This window comes from Enterobacter cloacae complex sp. S1, from assembly GCF_014930525.1.
Classification (GTDB): Bacteria; Pseudomonadota; Gammaproteobacteria; order Enterobacterales; family Enterobacteriaceae; genus Enterobacter; species Enterobacter hormaechei_C.
Window position 1 is genome coordinate 70,330 of sequence record NZ_JADBRE010000020.1, and the last position, 16,494, is coordinate 86,823.

Sequence of the window (16,494 nt, forward strand, 5' to 3'; positions counted from 1 at the left end):
GCGCAGTTATAACATCGTTACTGGAACCCCAGTAACCCTGTCAGGAGTGTGAAAGTGATTAGTATATTCGACATGTTCAAAGTGGGGATTGGTCCATCTTCTTCCCACACTGTAGGGCCGATGAAGGCCGGTAAACAGTTCGTCGATGATCTGGTCGAAAAAGGATTACTGGAAAGCGTTACCCGTGTCGCCGTAGACGTTTACGGTTCACTGTCATTAACGGGTAAAGGCCACCACACCGATATCGCCATTATTATGGGTCTGGCGGGCAATATGCCGGACACAGTTGATATTGATGCCATTCCGGCATTTATCCGCGACGTGGAAACGCGCGGTCGTTTGCTGCTGGCTAACGGCCAGCACGAAGTGGACTTCCCGCAGGATGACGGGATGCGTTTTCGTAGCGACAACCTGCCGCTGCATGAAAACGGCATGACCATCCACGCCTGGAGTGGCGAAAAAGAGATCTACAGCAAAACTTACTACTCCATCGGCGGCGGCTTTATCGTTGACGAAGAACACTTTGGTAAAGAGAGCGCGGGCGACGTCAATGTGCCCTATCCGTTTAAATCGGCCACCGAGATGCTGGGCTACTGCAAAGAGACCGGTCTGTCCCTGTCAGGCATGGTGATGCAGAACGAACTGGCGCTGCACAGCAAGAAAGAGATCGAAGACTATTTTGCTAACGTGTGGCAAACCATGCGCGCCTGTATTGACCGCGGGATGAACACCGAGGGTGTTCTGCCTGGGCCACTGCGCGTACCGCGTCGTGCCTCTGCGCTGCGCCGCATGCTGGTCACTACCGACAAGTTCTCCAATGACCCAATGAACGTGGTCGACTGGGTGAACATGTTTGCCCTCGCGGTTAACGAAGAGAACGCAGCGGGTGGTCGCGTGGTGACGGCTCCGACCAACGGCGCGTGCGGTATCGTTCCGGCGGTGCTGGCCTATTACGATCACTTTATTGAGCCCGTGACGCCGGACATCTATATCCGTTATTTCCTCGCGGCAGGTGCTATCGGCACGCTGTACAAGATGAATGCGTCTATCTCCGGTGCTGAAGTGGGCTGTCAGGGTGAAGTGGGCGTAGCCTGCTCCATGGCGGCGGCTGGCCTGGCGGAGCTGCTGGGCGCCAGCCCTGAGCAGGTGTGCGTAGCGGCGGAAATCGGCATGGAGCACAACCTTGGTCTGACCTGTGACCCGGTTGCCGGCCAGGTGCAGGTGCCGTGCATTGAGCGTAACGCCATCGCCTCCGTCAAAGCGATCAACGCCTCGCGTATGGCGATGCGCCGTACCAGCGAGCCACGCGTGTCGCTGGATAAGGTTATTGAAACTATGTACGAAACCGGCAAGGACATGAACGCGAAGTACCGTGAGACCTCGCGCGGCGGTCTGGCCATTAAGGTGCAGTGCGACTAAGCCTTCCTTTCGCCCATCTGCAACGGATGGGCGAATTTTCCCCTCTCGTCTCGTCGCTTCACGTATTCCCCACTACACTGTCACTGTTGCGTCTGGCTTTTCCGGCCGGTGCTTAACAGGCGACCGTTCATGCAAACTGCACAAACGATCATTAAAGACTATCGCCGAAAACGCGTTATCGTCTGTGTCGCGGTTGCGCTCGTTACGCTCGTCCTGACGCTGGGTATTCGCTTTATTTCACAGCGCAACATAAATCAGGATCGGATCCACGACTTTACCCACCACACCGTGCATGCGCTTGATAAGGTGCTTCTTTCGTTAGAAGCCCAGCGGGAAACGCTACTTTCACTGGTTGGCATACCCTGTTCCGAAGCAAATCTGATCCTGCGAAAACAGGCGGCGATCCTCCAGACCGTACGCTCCATCGCCCTCATTCAAGACGGAATACTGTATTGCTCAAGCGTCTTTGGCAGCCGTAATGTGCCCGTCAGTGAGTTTGTGCCGGAGCTGCCGGTCAGTGAATCCAGGCTGTTGCTGCTGACCGATCGGTGGCTGGTAAAAGGCAGCCCGGTACTGATTCAGTGGTCTCCCCTCGCGAGCGACGGCAACGACGGGGTGATGGAGGTGGTGAATATCGATCTCATCACTAAAATGATTCTTGAGCCGCAGCGGCCGCAGATCACCGACGTTGTCCTGAGAGTAGGAGATAACTTCCTCCGCGACGGGCAACAGGTGACGACTACGCCGACCTTCGATGACAACGCCTCCCTGCTGGAACAATCGTCACAACATTACCCTTTCAGCGTCACGGTGAGCGGCCCCGGGCCTGGCGAAATGGCGTTGAAAAATCTGCCCACCCAGCTGCCGCTGGCGTTGATGCTCAGCTTACTGATGGGCTATATCGCCTGGCTCGCCACCGCGCGGCGCATCAGTTTCACCTGGGAAATTAATATGGGAATTGCGGCCAGGGAGTTTGAGCTCTTCTGCCAGCCGCTGGTGAATGCCCGCACCCGGGAATGCGTCGGCGTCGAGATCCTCCTGCGCTGGAACAACCCGCGTCAGGGATGGATTTCGCCCGATGTCTTTATCCCTCTGGCCGAAGAACATAACCTGATTGTTCCGCTTACCCGCTACGTCATCAGCGAAACGGTGCGGCAGATAGGCTATTTCCCGGCCTCGCGCGATTTCCATATCGGCATTAACGTGGCCGCCAGCCATTTTCGCCGCGCTGCGCTGATCCAGGATCTCAACCGCATCTGGTTTAACGCCAGCCCTGTTCAACAGTTGATCGTGGAGTTAACCGAACGCGATGCGTTGCTGGATGTGGATTACCGCATCGTGCGGGAGCTGCACCGCAAAGGGGTGAAACTTGCGATTGATGATTTTGGTACCGGCAACAGCTCACTTTCATGGCTAGAAAAACTGCATCCGGATGTGCTGAAAATTGATAAATCCTTCACCACCGCGATCGGCACCGACGCCGTGAACTCAACGGTAACGGATATTATTATTGCGCTGGGTCAGCGGCTGAATATTGAACTGGTTGCGGAAGGGGTGGAAACCGAGGAGCAGTCACGCTACCTGCGCCGTCACAGCGTACATATTTTGCAGGGGTACTTGTATGCGCGGCCAATGCCGCTGCGCGAGTTTCCGAAATGGCTGGCGGAAAGTCACTCTCCGCCAGCCCGTCACAACGGACACATCGTGCCCTTACTGCCGTTACGCTAGATAGCGTTACTCTTCTTCGTCGTGTGCAGAGTGCTCTTTAACAATACGCACCATATCAACGCGATAGTCGTTGGCTTCGACGATGGTAATTTGCAGCGGCGGCAGCTCCAGCACATCACCAATACGCGGGATCTGCCCGTTAACGGCAATCACCAGCCCCGCGACGGTGGCAATGTCTTCATCATCATTGACCACGTTTTCGACGCCCAGCGTGTGCGAGAGCGCGTGCAGGTCGGTGGTGCCTTTCACCAGCCAGCCGTCACCGTCGGCAACGATTTCCGGGGTTTCATCCGCATCAGGGAATTCACCGGCAATGGCTTCCAGCACGTCCAGCGGCGTCACCAGGCCCTGTACCACACCAAATTCATTGGTGACGATAACAAAGCTCCCGCGGGCACGACGCAATACGCCCAGCAGGTTGATCGGATCCAGCGTCTCCGGTACCACGATGGCGGGCGACGCGGCCGCTACGGCCTCGACGTTAACGCCCTCTTCCAGCGCCACCAGCATCTCTTTCGCGCGTACCACACCGATAATCTCATCCAGCTCACCCCGGCAGACCGGGAACAGGCTGTGCGGCGAGGAGAGCAGCTGCTGACGAATTTCGTCGACGCTCAGGTTGGCGTCCACCCAGCTGATCTCACCGCGCGGCGTCATAATGCCGCGCAGGGAGCGGGAAGCCAGCGAAAGCACGCCGTTGATCATGTAGCGTTCTTCTTCCACAAACGCGCCTTCCGGCACCGGAACCGGGTTACGGTTCTCGTTATCAGCCTGCACGTTGACCTGACGACGTCCGCCCATCAGTCGCAGAATCGCATCTGCGGTACGGGCTCGCAGCGGCTGATTCGACTGCTGCTTAATAAAGTTACGGCGCGCAATCTGGTTAAACAGCTCGATCAGAATCGAGAAGCCAATCGCGGCGTACAGGTAGCCTTTCGGAATATGGAAGCCAAACCCTTCTGCCACCAGGCTCAGACCAATCATCAGCAGGAAGCTCAGACACAGCACAACGACCGTCGGATGCTGGTTGACGAAACGCGTCAGCGGTTTCGACGCCAGCAGCATTACCGCCATCGCAATCACCACCGCCGCCATCATCACCGGCAGATGATTCACCATGCCGACCGCCGTAATCACCGCATCCAGTGAGAAGACCGCATCAAGCACCACAATCTGGAGAACAACCACCCAGAAGCTGGCGTAACCCTTACCGTGACCATCATCGTGCTGCCGGTTCTCCAGCCGTTCATGCAGCTCTGTTGTGGCTTTGAACAGCAGGAACAGTCCCCCCACCAGCATGATTAAATCGCGGCCGGAGAAGGTGAAATCCATGACGGTGAACAGCGGCTTCGTCAGGGTAACCATCCACGAGATCACAGACAGCAAGCCCAGACGCATGATCAGCGCCAGCGAGAGGCCGATCAGACGGGCTTTATCACGCTGTTTCGGCGGCAGCTTATCCGCGAGGATGGCGATAAACACCAGGTTATCAATACCGAGAACGATCTCCAGCACGACCAGCGTAAGCAAGCCTACCCAGATTGACGGGTCCATTAAGAATTCCATGACACGCTCCTGCTAAAGGAATGACAAAACGGTGCCCCGCTAATTTCGGGCATTTCAAAGGGAATGAGAGTCGATGCGTGGCGAAGATCGCCGATGAATAAGGCGCGGAATGGCCTGGAAGATGACTGACGTCGGTGACGGTCCATATAGTGGGCTGTAGCCCTATACTCCTGAATAATTAAACGGACGCTAAACATATCAGAGACAATTGGTTTTTAGCAAAGATTTACGTTCCTTTGCAAACTTCTGTAACACACGCGGATTAACTTAAAGAAAAATCTGTAAGGCGTAGCTAAATTACGGATCTTCATCACATAAATTATTTTTTCACTATCTAAAATAATTCGCGGAAGTCTTAGTTTTTTGAACTCTAACCCTTATCTGAATCGATTCGGTTCGCCAATACGATTCTCAGTACGCCTGCCTGGCAGACGTATACATGATAATAAAAGGAGGTAGCAAGTGACCATTGCTATTGTCATAGGCACACATGGTTGGGCTGCGGAGCAGTTACTCAAAACGGCAGAAATGCTGTTGGGCGAGCAGGAAAACGTCGGCTGGATCGATTTCGTTCCCGGTGAAAATGCCGAGACGCTGATTGAAAAATACACTGCTCAGCTTGAGAAGCTGGATACCAGCAAAGGCGTGCTGTTTCTCGTGGATACATGGGGCGGCAGCCCGTTCAACGCTGCCAGCCGCATTGTCGTCGATAAAGAGCATTATGAAGTCGTCGCCGGGGTGAATATCCCGATGTTGGTGGAAACCTTCATGGCGCGTGACGACAACCCAGGTTTTGATGAACTGGTGGCACTGGCGGTGGAAACCGGTCGCGAAGGCGTGAAGGCGCTGAAAGCGCAGCCGGTTGAAAAACCGGCACCTGCCCCTGCTGCACCAAGGGCGGCAGCACCGGCGAAGCCAATGGGTCCGAACGATTATATGGTTATCGGCCTTGCGCGTATTGATGACCGTCTGATCCACGGCCAGGTGGCAACACGCTGGACCAAAGAGACCAACGTACAACGCATCATCGTGGTCAGTGATGAAGTGGCCGCCGACACTGTCCGTAAAACCCTTCTTACCCAGGTTGCACCGCCGGGCGTCACCGCGCACGTCGTGGATGTCGCCAAAATGATCCGCGTTTACAACAACCCGAAATATGCGGGTGAGCGCGTGATGCTTCTCTTCACCAACCCGACAGACGTCGAACGCATTGTTGAAGGCGGCGTGAAAATCACCTCCGTTAACATTGGCGGTATGGCATTCCGTCAGGGCAAAACGCAGGTCAACAACGCGATTTCAGTGGATGCGAAAGATATCGAGGCCTTCAACAAACTGAATGCACGCGGTATCGAACTGGAAGCCCGTAAGGTTTCCACGGACCAGAAACTGAAAATGATGGATTTGATCGGCAAAGTGGGGAAATAAGCCCGGGCCGGTTTTTCATATAGAGCTTATGTAATAGGAGAAGTGCAATGGAGATTACTACTCTTCAGATTGTGCTGGTGTTCATCGTCGCATGTATTGCGGGTATGGAGTCCGTACTTGATGAATTTCAGTTCCACCGCCCTCTGGTGGCCTGTACGTTGATTGGCGCCGTTCTCGGTGACATGAAAACCGGTATCATCATCGGTGGTACTTTGGAAATGATCGCCCTCGGCTGGATGAACATCGGTGCGGCAGTTGCGCCAGATGCCGCGCTGGCGTCCATTATTTCAACCGTTCTGGTTATCGCTGGTCATCAGAGTATTGGTGCCGGTATCGCGCTGGCCATCCCGCTGGCCGCAGCGGGTCAGGTGCTGACCATTATCGTCCGTACTATTACCGTTGCCTTCCAGCACGCGGCGGATAAGGCGGCCGAAAACGGCAACCTCACCGCGCTCTCCTGGATCCACGTTTCTTCCCTGTTCCTGCAAGCGATGCGTATCGCAATCCCTGCGGTTATCGTGGCGATTTCTGTCGGTACCAGCGAAGTTCAGGGCATGCTGAATGCGATCCCTGAAGTGGTTACCAGCGGTCTGAATATCGCCGGGGGTATGATCGTGGTGGTCGGTTATGCGATGGTCATCAACATGATGCGCGCGGGCTACCTGATGCCATTCTTCTACCTTGGCTTCGTTACCGCTGCGTTCACCAACTTCAACCTGGTTGCGCTGGGTGTGATTGGTGCGGTGATGGCGATTCTTTATATCCAGCTCAGCCCGAAATACAACCGTGTCGCGGGTGCCCCTGCGCAGGCTGCTGGTAACAACGATCTCGATAACGAACTGGACTAACAGGTGAGCGAAATGGTTGATATGACAAAAACTACCACTGAGAAAAAACTCACTCCGGGTGATATTCGTGGCGTGTTCATCCGTTCTAACCTGTTTCAGGGTTCATGGAACTTCGAACGTATGCAGGCGCTCGGCTTCTGCTTCTCCATGGTGCCGGCCATCAAACGCCTGTATCCGGAAAACAACGAAGCACGCCGTCAGGCAATTAAGCGTCACCTGGAATTCTTCAACACCCATCCTTATGTTGCGGCGCCGGTTCTGGGCGTGACGCTGGCAATGGAAGAGCAGCGTGCGAACGGGGCTGAGATCGACGATGGTGCCATCAACGGTATCAAAGTTGGTCTGATGGGGCCGCTGGCAGGCGTGGGCGACCCGATCTTCTGGGGTACCGTGCGGCCGGTCTTTGCGGCGCTGGGCGCCGGGATCGCCATGAGCGGCAGCCTGCTCGGTCCTCTGCTGTTCTTCATCCTGTTCAACGCGGTGCGTCTGCTGACCCGTTACTACGGCGTGGCGTACGGTTATCGTAAAGGGGTGGATATCGTTAAGGATATGGGCGGCGGCTTCCTGCAAAAACTGACTGAGGGGGCGTCAATCCTCGGCCTGTTTGTAATGGGGGCGCTGGTTAACAAGTGGACGCACGTGAACATCCCGCTGGTGGTATCGACGATCACTGGTCAGGATGGTCAGACGCGCGTTACCACCGTGCAGACGATTCTGGACCAGCTGATGCCGGGCCTGGTACCGCTGCTGTTAACCTTCGCCTGTATGTGGCTGCTGCGTAAGAAAGTGAACCCGCTGTGGATCATCGTTGGCTTCTTCGTCATCGGTATCGCGGGCTACGCCGTCGGCCTGCTGGGTCTGTAATAAAATGCGTTACCGACCGGGGGCTTGCCCCCGGTCTTTTTATCTGGAGGATGAATGACTGTCACGGACACCGTACTGGTTTTATTTATTGTTGCCCTTATGGCTTACGCGATCTATGACGAGTTCATTATGCCTCGCCGCCACGGCGAGACGCTGCTGACCCTTCCCCTCTTACGCCGTGGACGCATTGATGCGTTTATCTTCGCCGGTCTGGTAGTCATCCTGATTTACAATAATGTGACCAGCCACGGCGCAATATTAACCACATGGTTATTATGTGCGCTGGCATTAATGGCGATTTACCTGTTCTGGATCCGCTCGCCAAAACTCATTTTTAAAAAACACGGATTCTTCTTCGCCAATGTCTGGATAGAATATAACCGTATTAAAGAGATGAATTTATCCGAAGACGGGGTTCTGGTGATGCAATTAGAACAACGCCGCCTGCTCATCCGGGTCAAAAATATTGATGACCTGGAAAAGATATACAAATTACTCGTTAAAACTCAATGAGTTAATATTATAGCATCGGCTATATATTGCATTATTCTTAAACCAGCAATATAGCCGGTGCTATATCTCCTCTGTTAATTGCCTTATATTTGTTAACGACATTTTCACGCATAAATCTAAATGAAAATCGTTATCAACATAGTGGCTATATAAAGCCATCTTCGTTGTTGTTTTATATTCTCAAAATATGTTAAGGTTGCGCCCGTCGTTGGGGAGTAGCCGATTTCCTGCCTGCGGGAAATGTACGTGTCAACATACTCGTTGAAAAACGTGGCGCGTACGGATCGTTTTCAGCACACTTACTGTGCCAAAAGCAATCAGGCGAGACCATAGATACATCAACTGCTGTTTACTGGGGGCAGTGATGTGTCATATGGATATCCCCGGTCTGGACGCTCTTATGAATATCTCCGCTACGATCCTTCTGGCTTTTGGCATGTCCATGGACGCATTTGCCGCCTCTATTGGTAAAGGTGCCACCCTCCATAAACCTAAATTTTCCGACGCACTGCGTACCGGTCTCATCTTTGGTGCTATCGAAACGCTGACGCCGCTTATCGGCTGGGGTCTGGGGATGCTCGCCAGCCAGTTCGTGCTGGAGTGGAATCACTGGATTGCTTTCGTGCTGCTGGTGTTCCTCGGCGGACGCATGGTGATTGAAGGCTTTCGTGGTAACGGCGATGAAGATGATGCGCCGCTGCAACGCCACGGCTTCTGGCTTCTGGTGACAACCGCCATCGCAACCAGCCTGGATGCAATGGCCGTGGGTGTCGGTCTGGCGTTTTTGCAGGTCAATATTATCGCCACCGCGCTGGCGATTGGCTGCGCCACGCTGATCATGTCAACGCTGGGGATGATGGTGGGTCGGTTCATTGGCCCGCTGTTAGGCAAACGAGCCGAAATTCTGGGCGGTATCGTGTTGATCGGGATTGGTGCCCAAATCCTTTGGGCACACTTCGCGGGTTAACCTTCGCGCTGCCAGCAATGGATGCTGAAATCCGTCTGGCAGCGAAATTCTGTCTGCGCTGCCAGCGTTTCCCACACCTCTGGTTTTGCCCGCCACGCAAACGGCGTCATTTGCAGTAACGCCACTGCTTCACTTCCCTGCAACGTCATTTCATACGCTACCGACTGCGCCTGCTTTAACGCAAAGCCCGCCAGCTGTTCAGAGTGCGGCGCATGCAGGTGAACTTCATCATAGATCAGCCCTTTTAGCTCCAGCAGATGACGCGGCCCTGGCGTGACGGTGATAACCCAGCCGCCAGGCTTAACGACGCGCGCCAGCTCCTCTGCCTTGCACGGCGCATAGATACGCACCACGGCGTCCATACTCGCTTCCTCAAACGGCAGGCGGTGGCTGGAGGCCACGCAGAACGTTACCGCTGAGTAGCGTTTGGCTGCCGCACGGATAGCCACTTTCGACACGTCCAGCCCGAAAGTTTCGGCACCCTTCTCAGCCGCCACGTCAGCAAACGTGGCGGTGTAGTAACCTTCGCCGCAGCCGATATCCAGCATGGCGGATGCGCCTTCTGTCAGATATTGACGGAGTAAGGCGACAACGGCATCCCTGAGCGGTTGATAGTGCCCGGCATCGAGAAACGCCCGGCGCGCCTGCATCATCTCCGCGCTGTCACCCGGGTCCCGGGAGCGCTTGTGTTGTACCGGCAGAAGATTTACATAGCCCTCTTTCGCCCGGTCAAACTGATGTCCCTGTGGACAGATAAACGTTTTCTCCGCGCGCGTCAGCGGCGCGTGGCAAAGGGGACAACTGAAAGACATGACAGCTCCAAGCGTAAACCAAAAGGCGAAGTGTACCGCTATTCGCCAGGGTTATAAACGGCTGGGTGACGCATCACGATCAGATGGTCAGAATCTGCCGGCAGCCCGTCTGGCTTCACGTTTTCCAGGCGCAGGACGTTACCCATAATTTCGCTGAACACGGGCGCAGAAACGGCCCCGCCATAGTAGGCACCGTTTTGCGGATCGTTGATCACCACCACCAGCGCGAAACGGGGATCGCTGGCAGGCGCAACGCCTGCGGTATAGGCGACGTATTTATCCACATACTTACCATGTTCATCGATTTTTTTGGCCGTCCCGGTTTTTATCGCCACGCGATAGTTACGCACCGCCGCTTTGACCCCGCCACCGCCGGGTAACGCAACGCTCTCCATCATATGTTCCACCTCGTGAACAATTTCCTCGGGCATCACCCGCTTGCCAATCACCGGCGGGTCAATACGGGTGATGGACAGAGGCCGTTCAATGCCGTAGCTGCCGATGGTGGCATACACATGCGCCAGCTGGAGGGGGGTTACCATCAGGCCATACCCAAAGGCAAAGGTCGCCCGATCTAACTGACTCCAGAATTTTCGCTGCGGCAGTAAACCTGCGCTTTCTCCCGTTAAACCAAGCCCGGTACTCTCGCCAAAACCAAAGTTTTTATAGGTATCCAGTAACCGTTGCACGGGCATCGCCAGCGAAAGACGGGATACGCCTGTGTCGCTGGATTTTTGCAAAATCCCGGTCATCGTCAGCTCGGGGTAGTAGCCCACATCACGAATACGATGACCATCAATGGTGTAGGGATGCGTGTCTATCACGCTGTCAGGCTGTACCAGCCCCTGCTGTAGCGCCGTCATCAGCACCAGAGGCTTAACGGTCGAGCCAGGTTCAAAGGTGTCGCTGATCGCGCGATTGCGAAAATCATCCAGCGTTGCCCCTTCCCGGTTGTTGGGATTAAAGTCGGGGAAGCTCGCCATCGCCAGAATTTCGCCCGTCCGGATATTAATCAGCACCGACGCGCCTGACTCGGCTTTGTTCCACGCCACGGCATTATCCAGCGCGTCTTCGGTGATAGTTTGCAGGCGTTCATCGATACTAAGCTGAATATTATGTGCAGGTACGGGAGCAACCTCCGTAAGGTTCTCCACCACATGTCCGTAGCGATCTTTCCTGACCAGCCGCACGCCTGCCTTCCCGGTAAGCTGCGTGTTAAAGCTTTTCTCGACGCCCTCAATGCCCTGACCATCAATATTGGTGAAGCCAATCAGGTTCGCCGCCACGTGCCCGGCAGGATAAAAGCGGCGGGACTCATCGCGAAGGTTGATGCCGGGGAGACGCAGCTTATCGATCCACTTTGCCTGGGCGGGATCAACCTGACGGGCCAGGTAAATAAATCGCCCGTGCGGGTTACTGTTAATTCGCGATGCGAGCGTGCTCAGAGAAAGGTGTAAGGCATTTGCCAGGGCCTGCCAGCGCGAGTCAAAACCGATCCCCCCTTTTTCCAGCACTGTTTTGGGATCGGCCCAGACGGCCTGGACGGGTACGCTCACCGCAAGGGGTCGCCCTTCACGGTCAACAATCATCCCACGCGGGGCGTCTATCGCCACTTCGCGCAGGGAGCGCATATCCTCCTGCTTCACCAGATTATCCGGTTTGATAATTTGTAGCCACGCTACGCGGCCCAGCAGAAACGCAAGGCTACAAAAGATGGCGAGACACAGAAGTGCAAAACGTGCCGGAGTAAAATTTCCGGTGGTGGTTATTGTCTTTTTTTTCACCTTAACCCCAGGGCTGTTAATCAACGCCCTGATTTAACGGGAAAAGCGGATAATAAGGCGGGAAAACAATGCTAATAATCTCGCGGGTTTGCAACAAGATAATAACAGAGGAGGATTACGTAATATTTTGAAAAATAAGCGAATAAAAAAGCCCCGCATCGGCGAGGCTTATGTCTGAGATCGAAGCGCTGAGCGCTTCAGTCAGCAGTGATTCGATCAGATAGCAGTTACGTTAACCGCAGCTGGGCCTTTCTGGCCATCCTGAATTTCGAACTCAACGTTCTGGCCTTCAGCCAGAGTTTTGAAGCCGTTACCCTGGATTGCAGAGAAGTGTACGAACACGTCTTTGCTACCGTCAGCAGGAGTAATGAAACCAAAACCTTTAGACTCGTTGAACCACTTAACTTGACCTTTAATCTTTGCCATTTGCAAAATTCCTTAGAGTGTTTTCTTAGCCCGCGGGCTTTGACATAGATAAAACTGAGACATTACTGCTTGAGGCACTAATATAAGGTTCGGCAGAGAAGCGGTATTCAACGACAACGTGTTTACTCAGGACTTCTTTACTGAAAATGCCACACATAAACAGAACTGTACCTCGTTTGACCCAAAACGTGTTATCACACACAACGTTTAATATGGCAAGCCATTTTTAAACGTGTCTCGATCCGCCGCACAAATTCAGACGTTACTCCATAACAATCTGCACAGTTATGCGAATTGTCAAATGAAGCGCCACCTGACCTCACTGCCCGCAGGGTGCGTTGACGCGCCCTGTAATCAAAGACTTTTTAAACATAGCTCAATCATTTCAAAGCGTCCATCCCAATCCCAGAATTTCTTTATAGGAATGACTGAGTTAGAACATTTTGTGAAAAGTTATGCTGAAAACATTGCAACGCACCAACATGTGTCAGGGAATATACGATGTTAATTACATTTTGCTAACTGTATTAAAAACCACCATTTAATAAGTGTTATTCTGCACCAAAATAATGAAATTTTTATGACTCTGCCTCAAAACAAGGCAAGCAAAACGTTTCGATAAAAATAAAACACTTCAGGAAAGATAAAGCACACTATTTATTCAACGAAACTGAATTTGTTAAATAAGGATAAATATTCGCCAGTTTTCAGTGTGCTAAAACATGAGTTAACTGCTGCTTAATTAAATGCAGGGATGTTGTGGGATGCATTTGATAAGGGAGGGGATTTACGCCGTACGTCAGGCCACCTCCCCGCTCCGGGCAAACTATCGTTCAGCTACCAGGCGAATGAAGTCTTCCTCGTCTTGTTGTTGAGCAACAGCGTCCTTCGGTACCGCTTTCTCCTCCGGCTCGTTGGCTTCGCACAAACGACGCAGCAGCGCAGTCTGCCGTTTCTGCTGATCGAGCAATGCTTCCAGCAGCTCAATCTGTTCGTTTGTGCGGGAGCTGGCGCGGTTAACGAAAAACCACAGCACCAGCCCAACGACCAGCACCACCAAAGACATTACCAGGGATGCAATGCTCAGCAGCCCCGAATTCAGTAACTCACCCATTTCACCACCTCAGTAAAAACCGCTATTTTACCACTGCCGCCGCGTAAGGACATCACTCAGCGTAAAAATGGTCTCTACCAGGGGATAAACTTATTGATTGAACAAATGCCGCTAAAGAACTGTACATCCTGATCGCACATCACATTGATAGTCTGCGTCCACAGCACCACGCATGCTATCAACACTATAATCAGAATTACCCAGCGTATTTTTTTCACTCCACACTCCGTCTTATGACCTGATACAGCCAGGTTATCACGGTTATCTTAAACAGGGGCTAACTGTACCTTCAACAGACGCTTTTCGGAATCATGCACTTGTTTCACTGCGTAAAGCCGTTACGCTTACTCTATGACAACAAAGAAAAAAGAGGCAACGATGCGTTTACTTATTCGTACAGTAATTGTACTGGCCATTGTCTGGATCGGCCTGTTATTAAGTGGGTACGGCGTATTAATGGGGAGCAAAGAAAATGCCGCGGGTCTGGGTATCCAGTGTAAATATCTTACCGCCCAGGGGATAAGCACGGCTCAGTACATCCATTCCGACAGCGGGATCATCGGGTTAACCAACTGTCCTGTGCTGCGTAAATCATCTGTTGTAGTTGATAACGGTTAATCAGCGCTGAACTTCGCTTACAGAAACGCCGCAAAAGTGCGGCGTTTTTATTGGTGGCGTCGATCAGAACGGATAATCGTTATAGCCCATCTGCTCTGAAATTTTGCGCGCTGCGGTATGCAGAATCGCCACATATTCATGAAGACGCTCTTCAGAGAAACGCAGCGTTGGGAACGAAATGCTCAGGCCCGCAATGACAACGCCGAAGCGGTCAAACACCGGCACACCGATGCAACGCAGCCCCTCTTCCTGCTCTTCGTTATCTTCCCCGTAACCCTGCTCACGCACTTTATCCAGCACGCTCAGCAGTTCTTCCGTACTGGTAATCGTGCGGTCGGTGCTGCGTTTGTACTCCACCCCGTCAAGGATTTGCTTCACCTCTTCGCGATCGCGCCAGGCCAGCAGTACTTTACCAATTGCGGTGCTGTACAGCGGGTTACGACGACCAATGCGTGAATACATGCGCAGGTTGTACATGGAGTCAATTTTGTGGATGTAAACAATGCTGTCTTCATCCAGCGCACCGAGGTGAATTGTCTCTTTCGTCAGTCGTGAAAGTTCACGCATCTGAATGTCAGCGCTGCGGATCAGATCCACGTTCTGCAAGGCACGGGCGCCCAGTTCAAACAGTTTCAGGGTCAGAGAATATTTTTCTGATTCTCCTTCCTGCGCGACATAACCCAATGATTTCATCGTCTGCAAAAAGCGATAAACGGTGCTTTTCGACATCATCACACGCTGCGACAACTCTGTAATACCAATTTCACGCTCTTCTCCGAGCGCCTGCAAGATGCCAAACACCTTCAGCACGGAAGAAACAGAATCTGGCTGCTTATCCAAATCTGCGATTGCCATTTATCACCTCATGGAGAGTGTTTTATAAAAATCAGAACCGGTTTTTATTATAAATTCGTGTGATGCGTGCTGCAATCTATCTGGGTTTACTTCGTTACAAATCTGCGACATAAAACCGAAATAACGATGCTAAAATAGTTACTCTGAAAATAATTTCACGCTGAGTCATTCTTTTCCCATGCAAAAAAACGTTTCTGATGGCCTGCCCTTACCGCAGCGGTACGGGGCAATTGCCACTATTGTCATCGGTATTTCGATGGCTGTCCTTGACGGTGCGATTGCCAACGTGGCTCTTCCGACCATTGCCAAAGACCTTAATGCTTCGCCGGCAAGCTCCATCTGGATTGTGAACGCGTACCAGATAGCGATTGTGATTTCCCTTCTGTCACTCTCTTTCCTGGGCGATATGTTTGGTTATCGCCGGGTTTACCAGTGCGGGCTGGTGGTCTTTACCCTCACCTCGCTCTTCTGTGCCCTTTCAGATTCACTGCACACCCTTACGCTGGCGCGAATCGCGCAGGGCTTTGGCGGCGCGGCGCTAATGAGCGTGAACACGGCCCTGATACGGCTTATTTATCCTCACCGCCACCTGGGGCGCGGCATGGGCATTAACTCCTTTATTGTGGCCGTGTCGTCCGCCGCCGGGCCAACGATTGCCGCCGCCATCCTGTCCGTTGCCTCGTGGCAGTGGCTGTTTGCCATTAACGTGCCGCTGGGCATTGTGGCGATCTTCTTCGCCCTGCGCTATCTTCCGGAAAATGGTCCGAAAAGCACCATGCCACGTTTCGATCTGCCCAGCGCCGTGATGAACGCGCTGACTTTTGGCCTGCTGATTACCGCGCTGAGCGGATTTGCGCAGGGACAGTCTCTGTCGCTCATTGCCGCAGAAATCGTTGCCATGCTTATCATCGGCTTTTTCTTTGTACGACGTCAGCTGGCGCTGCCCGTGCCGCTACTGCCGGTGGATTTGCTGCGTATTCCGCTGTTTTCGCTATCCATTTGTACCTCCATTTGCTCGTTCTGCGCCCAGATGCTGGCGCTGGTTGCGCTGCCGTTCTTTTTGCAGAGCGTGATTGGCCGTTCAGAAGTGGAGACAGGCTTGCTGCTCACGCCCTGGCCTCTGGCAACCATGGTGATGGCCCCGCTGGCCGGTTACCTTATTGAGCGCGTCCATGCCGGGCTTCTGGGGGCGATTGGGCTGGTTGTCATGGCGGTGGGACTGTTTGCGCTGGCGCTCCTGCCCTCCTCGCCGGGGGATCTGGATATTATCTGGCGCATGATCCTGTGCGGGGCCGGTTTTGGTCTGTTCCAGTCCCCTAATAACCACACGATTATCACCTCTGCCCCACGTCATCGCAGCGGTGGCGCCAGCGGGATGCTGGGCACGGCAAGACTGTTGGGGCAAAGCACCGGGGCCGCACTGGTGGCGTTGATGTTTAACCTTGCCGGGCAGAATGCGACACACGTTGCGCTGATTACCGCAGGGACCCTGGCGACCCTCGCGGCTGTCATTAGCGGCCTTCGCGTCACCCAGCCAAAGGCGCAGGCATAAAAA

16 protein-coding genes, 1 pseudogene and 1 riboswitch are annotated in these 16,494 nt (G+C 53.5%); of the genes and pseudogenes, 9 read left to right on the forward strand and 8 right to left on the reverse strand.

Going from position 1 to position 16,494, the window contains the following annotated elements; genetic code table 11:
* Positions 1-54 precede the first annotated feature (54 nt).
* Positions 55-1,419: an L-serine ammonia-lyase gene (gene sdaA, locus IM290_RS14230; protein ID WP_045907225.1), complete on the forward strand. Its 1,365-nt coding sequence runs from the start codon at positions 55-57 to the stop codon at positions 1,417-1,419.
* Positions 1,420-1,548: 129 nt separating this feature from the next.
* Positions 1,549-3,147: an EAL domain-containing protein gene (locus IM290_RS14235; protein WP_193042401.1), complete on the forward strand. Its 1,599-nt coding sequence runs from the start codon at positions 1,549-1,551 to the stop codon at positions 3,145-3,147.
* A 6-nt stretch (positions 3,148-3,153) separates the two neighbouring features.
* Here IM290_RS14235 and yoaE read toward each other — a convergent pair whose 3' ends face one another.
* Complete coding sequence (yoaE, locus tag IM290_RS14240) at positions 3,154-4,713, reverse strand: CNNM family cation transport protein YoaE (RefSeq protein WP_006810992.1); 1,560 nt, start codon at positions 4,711-4,713, stop codon at positions 3,154-3,156.
* A 462-nt stretch (positions 4,714-5,175) separates the two neighbouring features.
* On the opposite strand from yoaE, the gene manX reads away from it, so the two are divergent.
* The 5 genes from manX (at position 5,176) to mntP (ending at position 9,330) form a co-directional block, all read left to right on the forward strand.
* Complete coding sequence (gene manX / locus IM290_RS14245; protein ID WP_017384327.1) at positions 5,176-6,138, forward strand: PTS mannose transporter subunit IIAB; 963 nt, start codon at positions 5,176-5,178, stop codon at positions 6,136-6,138.
* Positions 6,139-6,185: 47 nt separating this feature from the next.
* Complete coding sequence (gene manY, locus IM290_RS14250; protein ID WP_003859914.1) at positions 6,186-6,986, forward strand: PTS mannose transporter subunit IIC; 801 nt, start codon at positions 6,186-6,188, stop codon at positions 6,984-6,986.
* 12 nt (positions 6,987-6,998) lie between these two features.
* Positions 6,999-7,850 carry a PTS mannose transporter subunit IID gene (locus tag IM290_RS14255; protein ID WP_006810994.1) on the forward strand — a complete coding sequence of 284 codons (852 nt, stop codon included), beginning with the start codon at positions 6,999-7,001 and terminating at the stop codon, positions 7,848-7,850.
* Between the two features lie 54 nt (positions 7,851-7,904).
* Complete coding sequence (locus IM290_RS14260) at positions 7,905-8,363, forward strand: DUF986 family protein (RefSeq protein WP_193042400.1); 459 nt, start codon at positions 7,905-7,907, stop codon at positions 8,361-8,363.
* 198 nt (positions 8,364-8,561) lie between these two features.
* Positions 8,562-8,762: riboswitch (yybP-ykoY riboswitch) on the forward strand.
* Position 8,763: 1 nt separating this feature from the next.
* Positions 8,764-9,330 carry a manganese efflux pump MntP gene (gene mntP, locus IM290_RS14265; RefSeq protein WP_023296797.1) on the forward strand — a complete coding sequence of 189 codons (567 nt, stop codon included), beginning with the start codon at positions 8,764-8,766 and terminating at the stop codon, positions 9,328-9,330.
* Here mntP and rlmA read toward each other — a convergent pair.
* The 6 genes and pseudogenes from rlmA to mgrB form a co-directional block, all read right to left on the reverse strand.
* Positions 9,327-10,142: a 23S rRNA (guanine(745)-N(1))-methyltransferase gene (rlmA, locus tag IM290_RS14270; RefSeq protein WP_015570301.1), complete on the reverse strand. Its 816-nt coding sequence runs from the start codon at positions 10,140-10,142 to the stop codon at positions 9,327-9,329. The genes mntP and rlmA overlap by 4 nt on opposite strands.
* Before the next feature lie 38 nt (positions 10,143-10,180).
* On the reverse strand, positions 10,181-11,926 hold the full coding sequence (gene ftsI, locus IM290_RS14275) for a peptidoglycan glycosyltransferase FtsI (RefSeq protein WP_032648589.1): 1,746 nt from the start codon (positions 11,924-11,926) through the stop codon (positions 10,181-10,183).
* 216 nt (positions 11,927-12,142) lie between these two features.
* Positions 12,143-12,352: a transcription antiterminator/RNA stability regulator CspE gene (gene cspE / locus IM290_RS14280; RefSeq protein ID WP_001062678.1), complete on the reverse strand. Its 210-nt coding sequence runs from the start codon at positions 12,350-12,352 to the stop codon at positions 12,143-12,145.
* Positions 12,353-12,364: 12 nt separating this feature from the next.
* Positions 12,365-12,509 (reverse strand): annotated as a pseudogene (locus IM290_RS14285) (DUF2627 domain-containing protein).
* A gap of 669 nt (positions 12,510-13,178) precedes the next feature.
* Positions 13,179-13,466, reverse strand: coding sequence for a YebO family protein (locus tag IM290_RS14290; RefSeq protein WP_017693259.1), 288 nt, complete (start codon positions 13,464-13,466; stop codon positions 13,179-13,181).
* Between the two features lie 74 nt (positions 13,467-13,540).
* A complete protein-coding gene (gene mgrB, locus IM290_RS14295; protein ID WP_003859906.1) occupies positions 13,541-13,684 on the reverse strand; it encodes a PhoP/PhoQ regulator MgrB in 144 nt (47 codons plus the stop codon).
* A gap of 160 nt (positions 13,685-13,844) precedes the next feature.
* Between mgrB and IM290_RS14300 the strand changes: the two genes are divergently transcribed.
* On the forward strand, positions 13,845-14,084 hold the full coding sequence (locus tag IM290_RS14300) for a YobH family protein (RefSeq protein WP_017384332.1): 240 nt from the start codon (positions 13,845-13,847) through the stop codon (positions 14,082-14,084).
* Positions 14,085-14,147: 63 nt separating this feature from the next.
* Here IM290_RS14300 and kdgR read toward each other — a convergent pair whose 3' ends face one another.
* The gene (gene kdgR, locus IM290_RS14305) at positions 14,148-14,939 is read right to left on the reverse strand and encodes a DNA-binding transcriptional regulator KdgR (RefSeq protein ID WP_015570299.1); all 792 of its coding nucleotides are present in this window, start codon (positions 14,937-14,939) and stop codon (positions 14,148-14,150) included.
* Between the two features lie 178 nt (positions 14,940-15,117).
* Here kdgR and IM290_RS14310 point away from each other — a divergent pair, with 178 nt between their 5' ends.
* Positions 15,118-16,491, forward strand: a complete 1,374-nt coding sequence (locus tag IM290_RS14310) for an MFS transporter (RefSeq protein ID WP_193042399.1) — start codon at positions 15,118-15,120, stop codon at positions 16,489-16,491.
* Positions 16,492-16,494: the final 3 nt, after the last annotated feature.

Bases quoted from the DNA above. Each gene is read 5' to 3' on its own strand.
- IM290_RS14235 (WP_193042401.1), top strand. From the start codon at position 1,549: ATGCAAACTGCACAAACGATCATTAAAGACTATCGCCGAAAACGCGTT.
- yoaE (WP_006810992.1), bottom strand. From the start codon at position 4,713: ATGGAATTCTTAATGGACCCGTCAATCTGGGTAGGCTTGCTTACGCTG.
- manY (WP_003859914.1), top strand. From the start codon at position 6,186: ATGGAGATTACTACTCTTCAGATTGTGCTGGTGTTCATCGTCGCATGT.
- IM290_RS14255 (WP_006810994.1), top strand. From the start codon at position 6,999: ATGGTTGATATGACAAAAACTACCACTGAGAAAAAACTCACTCCGGGT.
- IM290_RS14260 (WP_193042400.1), top strand. From the start codon at position 7,905: ATGACTGTCACGGACACCGTACTGGTTTTATTTATTGTTGCCCTTATG.
- mntP (WP_023296797.1), top strand. From the start codon at position 8,764: ATGAATATCTCCGCTACGATCCTTCTGGCTTTTGGCATGTCCATGGAC.
- rlmA (WP_015570301.1), bottom strand. From the start codon at position 10,142: ATGTCTTTCAGTTGTCCCCTTTGCCACGCGCCGCTGACGCGCGCGGAG.
- cspE (WP_001062678.1), bottom strand. From the start codon at position 12,352: ATGGCAAAGATTAAAGGTCAAGTTAAGTGGTTCAACGAGTCTAAAGGT.
- IM290_RS14290 (WP_017693259.1), bottom strand. From the start codon at position 13,466: ATGGGTGAGTTACTGAATTCGGGGCTGCTGAGCATTGCATCCCTGGTA.
- IM290_RS14300 (WP_017384332.1), top strand. From the start codon at position 13,845: ATGCGTTTACTTATTCGTACAGTAATTGTACTGGCCATTGTCTGGATC.
- kdgR (WP_015570299.1), bottom strand. From the start codon at position 14,939: ATGGCAATCGCAGATTTGGATAAGCAGCCAGATTCTGTTTCTTCCGTG.
- IM290_RS14310 (WP_193042399.1), top strand. From the start codon at position 15,118: ATGCAAAAAAACGTTTCTGATGGCCTGCCCTTACCGCAGCGGTACGGG.